We start from the raw sequence: 14,280 nt of genomic DNA, 5'->3' as shown, positions 1-14,280 counted from the left end.
TGACTAAGGAAAGGAGGAGGCCGTTATGCATTTAAAATGGGATGAGTTTTTTGTAACTGGAGACCCATTAATTCTTGGTGCGCAGATTTCTATCGCTCTTACTTCCATTGCCATCGTGTTTGTTTTAACCTACTTTAAAAAGTGGAAATGGCTCTGGAAAGAATGGCTGACATCAGTTGATCATAAGAAGCTTGGGATCATGTATATCCTTGCTGCTGTGATTATGTTCTTCCGCGGTGGGGTAGACGGACTGATGATGCGCGCGCAGCTGGCGCTTCCTAATAATACGTTTTTAGATTCAAACCACTATAATGAAATCTTTACAACGCATGGTACGATCATGATTCTATTCATGGCGATGCCGTTTTTAATTGGTTTAATCAACGTCGTTGTTCCTCTTCAAATTGGTGCACGTGACGTTGCATTCCCTTATTTGAACAACCTTAGCTTCTGGACATTCATGGTCGGAGCAATGCTGTTCAACATTTCCTTCGTTATTGGAGGATCACCAAATGCAGGCTGGACGAGTTACATGCCGCTCGCCGGAAATGATTTCTCACCAGGCCCTGGACAGAACTACTACTTGCTCGGGCTCCAAATTGCAGGTATTGGTACACTTATGACAGGTATTAACTTCATGGTGACCATCTTAAAAATGCGTACAAAAGGTATGACGCTTATGCGTATGCCAATGTTTACATGGACAACATTGATCACGTCTGTCATCATCGTATTCGCATTCCCTGTATTAACAGTTGCTTTAGCACTTATGACATTTGATCGTTTATTCGGTTCTGCATTCTTTACACTCGAAGCAGGCGGTATGCCAATGCTTTGGGCGAACCTTTTCTGGATTTGGGGACATCCTGAGGTATATATCGTTATCCTGCCGGCTTTCGGTATTTTCTCAGAAATCTTTGCGACGTTCTCAAGAAAGCAGTTGTTTGGTTACAAAGCGATGGTTGTATCGATTGTGGCAATTTCTGTTCTTAGTTTCCTTGTGTGGGTTCACCACTTCTTTACAATGGGGAACAGTGCAGCAGTTAACTCATTCTTCTCGATTACAACAATGGCGATTTCTGTACCAACAGGTGTGAAAATCTTTAACTGGCTCTTTACGATGTATCGAGGCCGTATCAGCTTTACATCACCAATGCTTTGGGCACTTGGTTTCATCCCGAACTTCGTAATCGGTGGTGTAACTGGGGTTATGCTTGCGATGGCAGCTGCGGATTACCAGTACCATAACACGTACTTCCTTGTATCCCACTTCCACTATGTATTAATCGCAGGTACTGTATTTGCTTGTTTTGCTGGTCTTGTTTTCTGGTATCCAAAAATGTTTGGTTACAAGTTAAACGAAAGAATCGGCAAATGGTTCTTCTGGGTATTCATGATCGGATTTAACATCTGTTTCTTCCCGCAGTACTTCTTAGGACTGCAAGGAATGCCAAGACGTATTTATACGTATGGACCAGAAGATGGCTGGACTGCACTAAACTTTATTTCAACAATTGGTGCATTTATGATGGGTGTCGGATTCATCATCCTTTGCTACAACATTTACTACAGCTGGAGACACGCGAAGCGTGAAGTGTCTGGAGACAGCTGGGGAGTAGGACGTACACTTGACTGGGCGACATCTTCTACAATTCCGCCGCATTATAACTTTGCAGCACTTCCAGAAGTGACAACACCAGATGCATTCCATCATTGGAAGCAAAACAATGTGGACGTTCATCCTGAAAAAGAATTCAAGAAAATTCACATGCCGCACAATTCAGGCAGACCGCTTATCATGTCTGCATTCTTCGGACTTGGTGCATTCGGTCTTGTATTTGAATGGTACTGGATTGGCGTTATTGGCTTAATTGGTGTATTCGCAACGATGATTTTACGTTCATTCGAATATGACAATGGCTACTATATTCCTGTTGAAGAAGTCATTGAAACAGAGAAAAAGAATAAGGAGGCGCAGAAGTAATGGGACATAATGATAGCAGCTATGCAAATGCACCGCTTGAATATCAGTCTGAAACCGGACGTTTAAACATCCTTGGTTTCTGGATATTCCTTGGCGCGGAAATCGTGTTATTCTCAACACTTTTTGCGACCTACTTTGTTCTTCATGGCAGAACAGCTGGCGGCGTTTTACCAGCTGATCTCTTTGATATGAAGCTTGTATTGATCATGACATTCCTGCTATTAGTTAGTTCATTTACATGCGGGATTGCCGTTCATGAAATGCGCCGTGGAAGTACAAAAGGGGTTGTCATTTGGACGATTCTCACACTGCTTCTAGGTGCAGGCTTCGTTGGATTTGAGATTTTCGAGTTCTTCCATTATGTACATGAGGGTGCCAGCATCCATACAAGTGCGTATTGGTCTGCATTCTTTGTACTCTTAGGAACTCACGGACTTCACGTATCGATCGGTATCTTCTGGATTACCGGGATCTTGTTCCAAATTAAAAAACGTGGATTAACTCCACAAACAGCAGCGAAGATATTCATCTCAAGTCTATACTGGCATTTCCTTGATGTTGTATGGATTTTCATCTTCACAGCTGTTTACTTGATCGGATTAGGGGGGCTTTTGTGATATGGCTGGAAAAACACATTCCTCAGCAGAGCACGAACACTTCCCTTGGAAACACGTAGTTGGCTTCATCCTATCTATTGTGCTGACAATCTTAGCATTCTGGATTGCCATTGGAGCTGAAATTGGCAGTTCCGCAAAACTATGGATTATCTTTGGTTTTGCATTCATTCAAGCATTCTTGCAGCTGTTCATGTTTATGCACATGACAGAGAGTGAGAACGGAACTGTTCAAGTCGGAAATACTTTGTTTGGTTTGTTCTGTGCGATTATCTTCGTCATTGGATCTGTATGGATCTTTGCGGCTCACTACAGCCACGGAGAGAACAGTAAAGACGGTTATTCACCGTCTGCGCCAAAGCAGTCTGAGCATTCAGAGAAATAATAAAAAACCACTCATCTCTCGAAGGTGAGTGGTTTTTATCATGATGGTGATAACGCTTCCAATAGTTGGGCGATATTTATCTGCTGCTGAATCTTTTGCGAATGAATGGAAGTCCGTAGATGAGGAACGCTGCAATGTGTGCCAAAATCACGTTAATGGCAAAGAATGCGATCATGAAGGTATGTCCTGCTGGAGATAAACTGCTTGTCATGTAAAGACCGAAGAAAATCCACATAATCATAATTGGTGGAATAGAAGCTAATGCAATTTTTCTGTTTTCCAGCCATAAAAACAGGGGTGTAGCCGTTGCAATACATAGGTACGCAAAGAACATATCCATCGTATCCAACTCCTTTGTAAGTTGATGTTCAAATCAAATAAGAGGTCAGGATGCAATTGTGTCTGTTTTTAGGAGATATTGTGAACATTTTGTTACAAGTATTATACCACAATTGACTTTGAAGTAAACGCAATAATTGGAAATTGGGTCTTATTCCATAGAAAATGGTTTTTTTCCTCATTCCTCCATGCAGCTTATGCTAGTCTGATGATTACTTGTCATATTGCCACATAGGTCATTGAATTTTCCCCTTAATATCTGTAAAATAATCTTTTTAAAGAACTTGAGATCGGTGAATGGTAAGAGAGTAGAGGAATTTTTTCCTATTGTTAGAATGAAAAGTATTTCATTTTTTGAAAAATGAATGGAACCTTTCGGATGTATTTTCCGTCATATTTAAGGTGAGTTGATTTTGTGAAAATTTCAATCTAATATTAATAAGGGCTTTTATGTTTTGTAATAAGGGTGGTTAGTTCATGAACAAGCAGAATACATCTCCTTACTATCAGGGAGATTTGATTTTTATATTTTTAGCTTTCTTTGCCATCAGTGTCATTTCTATATATGCTGCTGGTCAGTTTGGGCAGTACGGAACTGGTGCTTGGACCAGACAGATTATTTACTACATGGTCGGAGTTATATGTATTGTAGCCATTAATTACTTTGATTTGGAGCAATTAGAGAAGCTGAGCTTATATATATTTATAGGCGGCATTATACTGTTAATTCTTCTAAAAGTCGCTCCTGCACAGATCGGGGGACATCCTTTTGCCCCAACTATCAATGGTGCAAAAAGTTGGTTTGTTCTGCCGGGTGTTGGAACATTCCAGCCTTCAGAGTTTATGAAAATAGGTCTGATCATGATGTTGGCTTCGGTGATTGGCAAATCAACACCTAAAGAAAGACGGCGATTAGAAGACGATATTTATCTACTATTAAAAATTGCTGGAGTTTCAATAGTCCCAGTAGGATTAATTTTCTTGCAGGATGCAGGTACTGCTGCTGTATGTATGTTTATTGTAATGGTAATGGTATTTTTGTCTGGGGTTAATTGGAAGATAATCTCGTTGATTGGTTCTGTTGTTGTACTCTTAATAATCACGGTTCTTTCTGTAGTTTTATTATTTCCGGATTTTGCTAAAGAAAGTCTGGGTGTTAAGCAATATCAAATCAATAGGATTACTGCTTGGATTCCAGATAACTCTGCAAATTCTGAACAAACTAAATTACAAGATGCTACAAGTAGTGACAAGTTTCAGGTTGATCGCGCCATTATGGCCATTGGTGCAGGACAGATTTTTGGGAATGGCATTAAGAACTTAAAGGTCTATGTCCCAGAAGCACAAACAGATATGATTTTCTCGATTATAGGAGAAGCCTTTGGCTTTATTGGCTGTGCGTTTGTTGTGATCATGTTCTTCTTCTTGATCTACCGGCTGGTCGTACTGATTGACCGTATCCATCCGTATAGCCGGTTTGCGTCATTCTTTTGTGTGGGATATACAGCTCTCATTGTGATCCATACGTTCCAGAACATTGGGATGAACATAGGCGTGATGCCTGTAACAGGGATTCCGCTCTTATTTATCAGCTTCGGAGGAAGCTCTGTCTTGTCTGTTCTCATTGGATTCGGGATCGCGTATAACGCAAGTGTTCAATTAACGAAATATCAAAGTTATTTATTTAAATAAAACGGGTAAGGGCAGTCTAAGGATAGGCTGTCTTTTTTGATGCGAGTGATAATTTTTGAAAAGCCCTATGTCTTTGCCTTATGATAGTAGAAGTGAAGGAGGTCTTCGAGTTGAATAAAACGATAGAAACCATGTTAAATCATCGGTCGATCCGTTCGTTTACAGACGAGCGTTTGACAGAAGAAGAGGTACTGACACTGATCAAAAGTGCACAGGCTGCTTCGACATCAAGCTATGTACAAGCATACAGTATCATTGGTGTAACAGATCAGGAGAAGAAGGCCAAGCTTGCTGAACTGGCTGGAAATCAGCCATACGTTGAAAAAAACGGGCATTTCTTTGTCTTCTGTGCAGACTTGAAACGCCATGATCATATTGCAAAAAAAGCAGGGAAGAATCATCAAGAAGCGCTAGAGAATACAGAAGCCTTTCTCATTAGTGTGATTGATGCGGCTTTGGCTGCGCAAAATGTCAGTGTTGCTGCAGAATCAATGGGACTTGGGATCTGCTATATTGGCGGTCTGCGTAACCAGCTGAGAGAAGTCTCTGAATTGCTTGAAACGCCATCTTATGTGCTGCCGTTATTCGGTCTGGCTGTTGGACATCCCGCTAACCAGTCGTCGCAAAAAGAACGGCTGCCAGTTGAACTGATTTATCATGAAAATTCATATCAGCAAGATGAAGCGCATGTGGATCGTTATTTAAAAGAATACGATGATCGTATTTCAGCATATTATGAAGAACGAACAAATGGTGAGAGAAAAGATACTTGGTCTGAGCAGATGCTGCGAGGATTTAGTCAGCCAAAGCGTACCTTCCTCGGAGAATTTGTTAAAGAGAAGGGCTTTAATCGAAAATAAATAAGACATCCCCCTTTCGATTGAGAGAGGGGGATTTCTGTAAGAGGTGCAGCATGATGAAATTAAGTATACTGGATCAATCTCCTTTGATTGGAGGCGCAACGCCTGCTGAGGCACTGAAGCAGACGGTAGAACTGGCGAAGCAGGCAGAAAAGTGGGGCTATCACCGATTTTGGGTATCAGAGCACCATTTTTCAAACCGGCTGGCAGGATCGAGTCCAGAGGTGCTTCTCGGCCATTTATCAGCCGTCACGTCACACATACGCATTGGCTCAGGCGGCGTTATGCTTCCCCACTACAGTGCTTATAAAGTAGCAGAGAACTTCAGGGTGCTCGAAGCATTGGCTCCTGGCAGAATCGATCTTGGAATTGGACGTGCCCCGGGTGGTATGCCCATTTCTTCTATTGCCCTTCATCATGGTGAACGAAAACGTCTAGGTGATCAATATCCTGAGCAGGTAGAAGAATTGAAGGTCTATTTACATGATCTAGCCGATGAATTTTACCCGCTGCCTCATTTGACTGCTTCTCCGAAGGTAGAGACCGCGCCAGAAGTATGGATGCTCGGTTCCTCTGGAGGAAGTGCAAGGCTTGCGGCGAAAGCAGGTACAGGCTATACGTTTGCTCTTTTTATTAATGGTGAAGGCGGAGAAGATTCTGTCGAGCAATATATCAACCGGTTTGAGCCTTCAGCATTCGGTGATCAGCCGCGTGTCAGTCTGGCGGTCTTCGTTTTATGCGCCGAAACAGAGGAGCAGGCAGAAAAACTGGCTGTCAGCTTGGATTTATCTTTACTCGCTAATGAACAGGGTCTGAATCTTGGCAGCTTTCCTTCATATGAACAGGCGCAGGCGTATTCTTACAGTCCATATGAACAAAAACGAGTGACTGCCAATCGTCAAAGAATGGTTGTTGGAACGCCATCTTCTGTGAAAAAGCAGCTTACAGCACTAGCGAAGGCTTACCGTACAGATGAATTGATCGCTGTGACCATCACACATCACATGCAAGACCGGCTGACGTCGTATCGCTTATTAAAAGAAGCCTTTGATGCATAACGTATGTATATTTACCGTTAATCAAAAAGCCTTGATGAGCTTATCCGCTCATACAAGGCTTTTTTTGTGATTCTTGTTTATTCAGGATAAATCTCGAAAGGTTCCTTCGTTTGGACGGTGTCTGATTTCCCTTTCTGGCTCGCATATGCAAGCATTGTATACTCTCCAGCCTCAAGCTTTTGACCTTGATTGATCGTTCCATTCCATTTCACGCGATGTTCCCCTTTATCAACATGTTGATAAACACCTGCTTCACCTAAATACTCTCCATCTGTCGAGTAGACGAGGAAGGCGAGGTTCTCAGCACCGCCAGGCAGATAGCTGCTAATGACATAGCTTCCAGCACGGTTGTCAGGTTCTACAGAAACTGAAGTGACGCGCGGGTAATCCGGCTCTTTCACAATCAATAAAGTAGGGATTTCCGTGACCTTTCTGCCATTTTCACGAATGGTAATGCTTCCTTGGTATGTGCCTTTTTTGGTTTTTCCGTAATTCACCTGTACCGCTGAAGTAAAGGATCCAGTGGAATTCCCTTTGACGGTGATTTTTTTCGTTCCGTTTGTACTAATCCCATTGCCATTGAATTTGTAATCAATGGTATAGGTTTTCGGTGCTTTTGAAAGGTTCTCTACCTTGAATTTCTTTGTTTTGATTTGAATGCCTTTTTCTTTTAAGAAAGTGCCGTACGAATAGCTCGCATCAGAAACAATAGAAGATGCTTGGAGTGATTCGATGATTCGAACACTGCCTGTTCCCTGTGTGTTGTGAGGGAATGGATTTCCATTTACGTCAAAAAGCTTTTCTGCTGTATTCATCAGCAATGCTTTGATCTGCTCTGTAGAATAGGAGGGTTTTGCTTGTTTGATAATCGCTGCAGCTCCTGCAACATGCGGAGATGCCATACTTGTTCCTTGCTTAGAACCATACCCGTAAGGCTCTGCAGGATCATGCGTCGGAATTGTACTGATAATACTCACACCCGGTGCTGATAGATCAGGTTTGATCATCCATGTATCCACAACAGGTCCGCGAGATGAGAAGTCAGCTACTTGCTCACTAAGCTCTTTCACAAATTGAATAGAGAAAGTTGTTGTATTGTTTCCAGCCTCAATGTCCTTCACAAGCGCTGTTCCTTCAGCTTTTGACAGCTTAATTGTTGGAAGCGCGAGACCTGGTACATCGACTGGAATTTCCCCATCGGTATTGTTGTACATCACAACGCCGATTGCACCAGCGGCTTTTGCATTATCGACTTTATCAACAAAGGCAATGGCTCCTCGTTCAATTACGGCAACCTTCCCTTTCACATCAATGTCTTCAAATGCCTTTTCATCGCCGATTCCTGCTTGGACGAGTGTGACTTGTTGTTGGTCAATTGCTTTTAAATCGCTTTCTTGGTAATAGCCCATGATTTTTGCAGTAGAATAGTTCGGGAATTTCACATTGTATAGACTGTACGGGAGCTGAGTTGCTCCGACAGAAATGGCATCTCTTGACGTGCCGGGAGAACCAACTGTCCAGCTGTTCGGGCCGCTGTTTCCATTGGATGTAACAGCCACAACGCCTTCAGACATGGCCCAATCAAGTGCGGTGCTCGTTGCGTAATCAGGGTTATTGACACTGTTTCCAAGAGAGAGGTTCATGACATCTGCTCCGTCAGTAACAGCCCGGTCGATGCCTGCAAGAACGTTCTCAGTTGTTCCAGATCCACCTGGTCCAAGTACACGGTACGCAAGGAGTGTAGCATCCTTTGCGACACCTTTTATTTGCCCATTTGCCGCAATCGTTCCTGCGACGTGTGTACCGTGATCAGTGGATTCACCTCTAGGGTCTCCTTTAGGTGTCTCTTGCGGAGAATAATCATTATCAACAAAATCATAGCCTTTGTATAAACCGAAGTTTCCTTTTAAATCAGGGTGTGTATAGTCTACACCAGTATCAATAACTGCGACTTTGACTCCTTTTCCAGAATAGCCGGCATCCCATGCTTTTGGTGCACCGATAAATGGAGCGCTTTTATCCATAAGCGGGGAGACATCTTCATTTGGAAGCTGAACGCTTTCCTTTTTCACTTCATCTGTTTTATATGTAACATCCGGATAAACGGCTTTTACTCCGTCAACTGCGAGCAGCTTTGGAATTTCGTTTGCAGGAAGTTTCATAGAGAAACCAGAGAAGACTTTTTCATATTCTTGACGAACACTCGCTTTATCTAACTTTTTGAGTGCTGCGTTCTTTACTTTTGTTCGAGATTTTTTGAGGGAGGCTTTCGTTTGTGCTTCGCCTTCTTGCTTGGCTTCAACTAAGGATTTTTCCTTTAATTCAACAATGACAGTCGTTTGTTTTCCCGAGTTGACATTGATTTCGCCAAAGATTTCTGCTTTGTCTAGCTCTACCTTTTTGTTAGATGGAGCGGCAGCAGCCTGTTGACCTGTAAAGAATGTGGATAAAATAAAAATAGTGGAGAACAATAGAACAGAAGAACGAGAGATTACTTTTTTCATTAATTTTCCCCTTTCTAGCTGTGTTTTTAGGGAGATAGCCTTTCGTTGTGTGGATAAATAGGAAAGATTCACTGCCCGTTATTAAGTATTCAATACGTTGAAAACAATTCCTTTACTAAAATGGTCTTATTTTACATAGTGAAAAAGAACTATTTTGTTTATAAAGTCGCACTTATGCACAAAGGGTTGTTGATAACTCAATTTTTTAGATATATATATGGAAAATAAAAAATTCACATACACAAAATCTAGTAAGGGGATGTTGATATGTGGATAAAACCTGTTGATAAGATGTGCTTATCTTTGGGATAGTGTGTGAATAAAATTTTCATTGAAACTTCTAGTCACATGATCTTCTTCTGCACTTTTCAACAAAACTTCTGAAAACTAGTTTGTTTTTTCACCCAGATTGTGACAAACCTCTCTATTTTCTCGGGATATGATAGGAGCAGTTGTTTTGCTAGAACTGCTAGATTCTAAGAAAAGCGGAGGGATGTTCAGTGAAGACATTAAAAAACTGGTTAAGTGTATGGTTTGGTTTCATGATGAATGTGCTTGTGAATCCTGGTGTGATGATGAAGAAGCAAGGATTTCAGGCTGCCGCAGTGGATGCTGGTTTCTTTCAAGCAGTGGAAGAGAGAGAGCTAGAGAAGCTGGCAGAATTAAATAAGAAGAAACGCAGGACAGAGAAACAGTTTCAGCAAAGTCTGATGATGCTGAGTAAGAAGAAGACGAGAGAGGCGCGAGCGGGTCCGTACTTACCTTTACAGAAGCAGTGAAACAGGGTAAAATCCCACATAAGAAACGTTATCTGGTGGGAGAGGATACCCCGTGAAGATATATAAAATATTGAATAACAATGCAGTGGTTGTGAAGGAGGGTGATCAGGAGAAAATTGTGATGGGTCCCGGAATTGCTTTTCAGAAGGGGAAAAATGACGTCATTCCCGTTCATAAAATAGAGAAAATCTTTGTTGTGCGTGAAGAAAATGAGAAATTCAAACAAATTCTTGCCACATTGCCAGAAGCGCATATTGAGGTGGCCGAGCATATCATCAGTTATGCAGAGGGTGAACTGATGATGCCTCTCAGTGATCATATCCACATATCACTGACTGACCATCTGTCCTTCGCCATTGAACGCCTTCAAAAAGGCATTGTGTTATATAATAAATTGCTTGGTGAGATCAAAGTCTTATATAAGCAGGAATATGAGATCGGAAAGTATGCCATTCGTTATGTAAAGGAGCGGCTTGGGGTTGAACTGCCGGACGATGAGGCAGGATATGTGGCACTTCATATTCATACGGCCAAAATGAATACGGAGTCCATGAAAAAAACCGTAAAATATACAACGATGATCAAAGAAATGATCGAGCATATTGAAACCTATTTTCAACATTCAATTGATGAGAATAGTATTTCCTATCAGCGACTTGTGACACATTTGAGGTATGCATTAGGCAGGTTGGAATCGAATGAAGCATTTCAAGTGATGGACGATGACATGCTGATTTTTATCCAAACAAAGTATGATACGGCTTACCAGTGTGCACTTGGACTCGCTGATTTGTTAAAAGCTGAATATGGACTTCATCTCCCTGACTCGGAGATCGGCTACATCACGCTGCATGTCCAGCGTCTGCAGGAGGCCGAATTGGTTTAATGGTGATGCCTGCATGCAGGCTTTTTTTATGCACACTACTCGTACTAGTGTATATGGGTCATTGGATTCGAAAAAAGAGGTTGACGCATGTCACAGTCTTATACTATGATGAAAGCGTCATCAAAATTTGATATCGCGGGATTGTGACTGTCAGGCAGGCAAGACCTAAAATTTGCGTAACGAGGGGACGTGTATGTCCTTTGATCGTTGGTGAATTTTAGGTCTTTTTTGTTTTAAAAAAGGAGGAGACAACATCATGGATTATCAAAGAACAGCCAAAGAATTAACAAAACGATTAGGCGGCAAGGAAAATGTCATCAGTGCCACGCATTGTGCAACAAGACTCAGATTGGTGGTGAAAGATGAGGATTTGATTGACAAAGATGCCATTGAAGAACTTGAAGGAGTGAAAGGGGCATTCTCAAGTTCAGGACAATTTCAGATCATTTTAGGAACGGGATCTGTCAACAAGGTGTATGAGCCATTTGCCAGTGAGATCGGTCTTGAGGCAGACGACGAGAAACAAAAGCCTGTCAGCCATGATGAAGCAGTGAAACAAAAAATGAATCCACTTGCCCGTTTTGCTAAAACGTTATCGAATATTTTTGTACCGATCATTCCGGCAATTGTAGCAAGCGGTTTATTAATGGGCCTGTTAGGCATGATGAAAGCCTTCAAATGGGTAGACCCAAGCTCTGCGATCTTCCAAATGCTTGATATGTTCTCAAGTGCAGCCTTTATCATTTTGCCGATATTAATTGGGGTCAGTGCAGCAAAAGAGTTTGGTGGAAACCCGTATTTAGGAGCCGTTATTGGGGGGATTATGATTCACCCAAGTCTGCTCAATCCGTGGGGACTGACGGATGCGAAACCAGAGTATATGCATTTATTCAATTTTGATATTGCCCTTCTGGGTTATCAAGGAACCGTCATTCCAGTCTTACTGACAGTCTATATCATGTGTCTTGTTGAGAAGAATTTAAGAAAAGTGGTTCCGAATAGTATTGATTTACTTGTGACCCCGTTTGTGACGGTGATCGTGACTGGATTTGTGACGTTTATTGCAGTTGGACCGCTTGGAAGAATGCTCGGTACAGGAATTTCGAATGCACTGACATTTATTTATGACCATGCAGGGTTCTTAGCAGGACTCATTTTCGGCGGTGCCTATTCTTTAATTGTGCTCACAGGGGTTCATCATAGCTTCCATGCGATTGAAGCAGGCTTGCTGAATGATATTGGACGTAACTATTTGCTGCCAATCTGGGCAATGTCCAACGTCGCGCAAGGCGGAGCAGGGCTTGCTGTCTTTTTCTTAGCCAAACGTGCAAAAACAAAAGAAATTGCACTCCCTGCTGCTTTCTCGGCTTTCTTAGGAATTACCGAGCCTGTCATATTCGGAGTCAACCTCCGCTATCGTAAACCTTTTATTGCGGCGATGATTGGTGGCGCATTAGGCGGGGCATTCGTTGTCTTCACGAAGGTAGCCGCCAACGCTTACGGTTTAACAGGTATTCCGATGATTGCGATTGCAGCACCATTCGGTTTACAGAATGTGGTGAATTATATGATTGGTATGTTAATAGCTGTCGCTGTTTCATTTATTCTCACCATTATCTTTAAAGTAAAAGAAGTCGAAAAATAATCAAGGAGTGGTCACAATTATGACAACAATTGACGCAGTACTTCGTCAAAAGGTAGCAGAACGTATTCGAAACTATGAGCATTTGGTAAAAAAAGATGTGTACCGGCAGCATTTTCATTTGATGCCGCCAGTTGGTCTTTTAAATGACCCAAATGGGTTGATCCAGTGGAAAGGCATTTACCACGTCTTTTATCAGTGGCAGCCATTCAAAACGGGACACGGTTCAAAATTTTGGGGGCATTACACATCAACAGATCTAGTCAATTGGAAGCATGAAGAAGCTGCCCTTGCTCCAAGTGATTGGTTTGATCAAAACGGCTGTTATTCTGGCAGTGCATTTATAGACGACGGACACATGTATGTGATGTACACTGGAAACGTTCGGGATGAACAAGGAAACCGTGAGACGTATCAATGTTTAGCTGTTTCAGAGGATGGCATTCACTTTCAGAAAAAAGGTGTCGTGGCGACGCTGCCGGAAGGATTCACCGCCCATTTTCGTGATCCGAAGGTATGGAAGCGAAATGGCCAGTGGTACATGGTCCTTGGTGCACAAAGCTTAGACCTGAAAGGACATCTGGTCTTGTTTACCTCTGATACATTAGACAATTGGACATTTCAAGGCACGATTGCAGGCAGTGGAAAAAATGGGTTAGACAATTTCGGCTATATGTGGGAATGCCCAGATCTATTTGAATTAGACGGCCGGGATGTATTGATTGTGTCGCCGCAAGGACTCAAGCCTGATGGCTTAAAATATCACAATACACATCAATCAGGCTATTTTGTTGGCACATTGGATGATCGTTCTTATCAATATACACACGGAGCGTTTGAGGAGCTCGATCGCGGCTTTGATTTCTATGCGCAGCAAACCTTTCAAGACGAATCAGGCAGACGCCTTTTAATCGGATGGATGGGTGTTCCCGATCAAGGAGATGAGCATCATCCGACGATTTCTTATCAATGGATACATTGTTTGACGATTCCGAGAGAGCTCCATTTGGATGATGACGGACATCTGATTCAAAAACCAGTCACTGAGCTTCAAGCAATGCGGACGAATGAACAAGAGCATGTTTTTCATATCAAACGCTCTGTTCAATCCATCCCTGTAGATGATATTACGAGCGCAGAGATATACATTGATCAAATTGACACACAAAAGGGATTTGAATGCTGTATTCGAGCGGCTGCCCGGATCATTTATGATAAAGATGAGGGAAGACTGACTTTAGAGCGGGATCGATTCGAAGATCGATCAAAGGAAATTCGAGAAGTAGCAATACAAGAATTACACGACCTTCATATCTTTATTGATGCGTCGTCGATTGAGATTTTTGTAAACGGAGGCCGAGAAGTCTTTACTGCACGTTACTTTCCTTCCCCGGGAAATAAATCAATCTCCATCAGTGGAAGAAATGAAACAAAGCTGAAATTGAAGACATGGCATTTACAAAGAGAAGATTGATAGAGAAGGTGTGTTGTAGCATTTCTCCATCAGATAATTGAGGTGCGGGATATTGGGTACTCC

12 protein-coding genes are annotated in these 14,280 nt (G+C 42.2%); 10 read left to right on the top strand and 2 right to left on the bottom strand.

The window, feature by feature from the left end; all coding sequences use genetic code 11:
* Window positions 1–25: 25 nt before the first annotated feature.
* From qoxB to qoxD, 3 genes are read left to right on the top strand one after another with little or no spacing between them, the layout of a single operon-like run.
* Window positions 26–1,984, top strand: coding sequence for a cytochrome aa3 quinol oxidase subunit I (gene qoxB, locus AKG37_RS10305; protein ID WP_060698723.1), 1,959 nt, complete (start codon window positions 26–28; stop codon window positions 1,982–1,984).
* The gene (qoxC, locus tag AKG37_RS10300; RefSeq protein WP_060698722.1) at window positions 1,984–2,601 is read left to right on the top strand and encodes a cytochrome aa3 quinol oxidase subunit III; all 618 of its coding nucleotides are present in this window, start codon (window positions 1,984–1,986) and stop codon (window positions 2,599–2,601) included. Before qoxB ends, qoxC begins: the two co-directional genes overlap by 1 nt.
* 1 nt (window position 2,602) lies before the next feature.
* Window positions 2,603–2,983 (top strand): cytochrome aa3 quinol oxidase subunit IV, encoded by a 381-nt coding sequence (qoxD, locus tag AKG37_RS10295; RefSeq protein ID WP_007497818.1) that lies wholly within the window; start codon window positions 2,603–2,605, stop codon window positions 2,981–2,983.
* A gap of 76 nt (window positions 2,984–3,059) precedes the next feature.
* Here qoxD and AKG37_RS10290 read toward each other — a convergent pair whose 3' ends face one another.
* On the bottom strand, window positions 3,060–3,323 hold the full coding sequence (locus AKG37_RS10290; protein WP_008345491.1) for a spore morphogenesis/germination protein YwcE: 264 nt from the start codon (window positions 3,321–3,323) through the stop codon (window positions 3,060–3,062).
* Between the two features lie 476 nt (window positions 3,324–3,799).
* On the opposite strand from AKG37_RS10290, the gene AKG37_RS10285 reads away from it, so the two are divergent.
* From AKG37_RS10285 to AKG37_RS10275, 3 genes are all read left to right on the top strand, one after another.
* On the top strand, window positions 3,800–5,014 hold the full coding sequence (locus tag AKG37_RS10285) for an FtsW/RodA/SpoVE family cell cycle protein (RefSeq protein ID WP_060698721.1): 1,215 nt from the start codon (window positions 3,800–3,802) through the stop codon (window positions 5,012–5,014).
* A gap of 110 nt (window positions 5,015–5,124) precedes the next feature.
* Window positions 5,125–5,874: an oxygen-insensitive NADPH nitroreductase gene (gene nfsA, locus AKG37_RS10280; protein ID WP_060698720.1), complete on the top strand. Its 750-nt coding sequence runs from the start codon at window positions 5,125–5,127 to the stop codon at window positions 5,872–5,874.
* A gap of 53 nt (window positions 5,875–5,927) precedes the next feature.
* Complete coding sequence (locus AKG37_RS10275) at window positions 5,928–6,932, top strand: LLM class flavin-dependent oxidoreductase (RefSeq protein ID WP_060698719.1); 1,005 nt, start codon at window positions 5,928–5,930, stop codon at window positions 6,930–6,932.
* Window positions 6,933–7,009: 77 nt separating this feature from the next.
* Here AKG37_RS10275 and AKG37_RS10270 read toward each other — a convergent pair whose 3' ends face one another.
* Window positions 7,010–9,436: a S8 family peptidase gene (locus AKG37_RS10270; RefSeq protein ID WP_060698718.1), complete on the bottom strand. Its 2,427-nt coding sequence runs from the start codon at window positions 9,434–9,436 to the stop codon at window positions 7,010–7,012.
* Window positions 9,437–9,936: 500 nt separating this feature from the next.
* Between AKG37_RS10270 and AKG37_RS10265 the strand changes: the two genes are divergently transcribed.
* The 4 genes from AKG37_RS10265 to AKG37_RS10250 all read left to right on the top strand — a co-directional run bounded on the left by AKG37_RS10265 (window position 9,937) and on the right by AKG37_RS10250 (window position 14,217).
* Window positions 9,937–10,215 carry a hypothetical protein gene (locus AKG37_RS10265; protein WP_060698717.1) on the top strand — a complete coding sequence of 93 codons (279 nt, stop codon included), beginning with the start codon at window positions 9,937–9,939 and terminating at the stop codon, window positions 10,213–10,215.
* A 52-nt stretch (window positions 10,216–10,267) separates the two neighbouring features.
* Window positions 10,268–11,101, top strand: coding sequence for a PRD domain-containing protein (locus tag AKG37_RS10260; protein ID WP_060698716.1), 834 nt, complete (start codon window positions 10,268–10,270; stop codon window positions 11,099–11,101).
* 256 nt (window positions 11,102–11,357) lie between these two features.
* Complete coding sequence (locus AKG37_RS10255; protein WP_060698715.1) at window positions 11,358–12,746, top strand: sucrose-specific PTS transporter subunit IIBC; 1,389 nt, start codon at window positions 11,358–11,360, stop codon at window positions 12,744–12,746.
* 19 nt (window positions 12,747–12,765) lie between these two features.
* Window positions 12,766–14,217 carry a sucrose-6-phosphate hydrolase gene (locus AKG37_RS10250; RefSeq protein WP_060698714.1) on the top strand — a complete coding sequence of 484 codons (1,452 nt, stop codon included), beginning with the start codon at window positions 12,766–12,768 and terminating at the stop codon, window positions 14,215–14,217.
* Window positions 14,218–14,280: the final 63 nt, after the last annotated feature.

The organism is Bacillus australimaris, assembly GCF_001307105.1.
Classification (GTDB): Bacteria; Bacillota; Bacilli; order Bacillales; family Bacillaceae; genus Bacillus; species Bacillus australimaris.
The sequence above is the reverse complement of the archived record's forward strand: the minus strand, read 5'-3'. Positions and strand labels throughout refer to the sequence as shown.